This is a genomic window from Ruegeria intermedia, from assembly GCF_900129345.1.
GTDB classification, from domain to species: Bacteria; Pseudomonadota; Alphaproteobacteria; order Rhodobacterales; family Rhodobacteraceae; genus Ruegeria; species Ruegeria intermedia.
Genome location: NZ_FQVK01000085.1, coordinates 1 through 1019, shown reverse-complemented (window position 1 = coordinate 1019; position 1019 = coordinate 1). Strand labels below are relative to the sequence as shown.

The 1019-nt window shown below is 71.1% G+C and carries 1 protein-coding gene; it reads right to left on the bottom strand.

The window, feature by feature from the left end:
• A partial coding sequence (locus F3H26_RS19330) for an HAD-IC family P-type ATPase (RefSeq protein ID WP_149777582.1) occupies nt 1-1019 on the bottom strand: 1019 nt, incomplete at both ends.

Genomic DNA, 1019 nt, shown 5'->3' with positions numbered 1-1019 from the left:
TTCACCGGACGCGGCGGCCGGCGCATCACGTCGCCCTCGGCGCGCTCGAAGGCCAGCGCCAGACCCAGCGAACCCGCCGAGACGAGGTTCACCCAGAGGATCTGCAGCGGCGAGAACGGCAGGGCCAGCCCCGCCAGCAGCGCGACGATCACGGCCGAAGCCTCGCCCGCATTGGTGGGCAGGGTCCAACTGATGACCTTGCGGATGTTGTCGAACACGGTGCGGCCCTCGCGCACCGCCGCCGCGATCGAGACGAAGTTGTCGTCGGTCAGCACCAGGTCGGCGACCTCCTTGGCTGCGTCCGAGCCGGTGATGCCCATGGCGACGCCTGCATCGGCGCGCTTGAGCGCGGGGGCGTCGTTGACCCCGTCGCCGGTCATGGCCACGATCTCGCCCGCAGCCTGCAAGGCCATGACAAGCCGCAGCTTGTGTTCGGGCGTGGTGCGGGCAAAGACGTTGGTCAGCCGCACTTCCTCGACCAGCAGCGCATCGTCGAGGCGATCCAGATCCTGCCCGGTCAGCACCCGTTCGGGCGCCTGGATGCCGATCTTCGCGGCGATCGCCGCGGCGGTCGTGGCATGGTCGCCGGTGATCATCTTCACCCGGATGCCGGCCTGCCGGCACTCGGCCACGGCGGCGATCGCCTCGGCGCGCGGCGGGTCGATCAGCCCGACGAGGCCAAGCAGGGTCAGGCCGCCGGTCAGGGTTTCGGGGGTCGGCCGTTCGTCGTCTTGCGCCTTGCGGTGCGCAAGGGCGATCACCCGCAAACCCTCTCCGGCCATGCGCTCGGTCTCGGCCTGCCAGAACGCAAGTTCGAGCGGGCGCGCGCCGTCCCCGGGCGCCACCTCGTGTTCGCAAAGCGCCAGAACCGCTTCCGGGGCGCCCTTGACGTGCAAGCGGGCCCTGCCGTCGGGCATCTTGTCGAGCGTGGCCATGTAGCGGTGCGCGGCGTCGAAGGGGATCACGGCCAGCCGGGCGATGCCCCGCCGCTCCTCCAACCGCCCGGCCTTTTCGGCCAG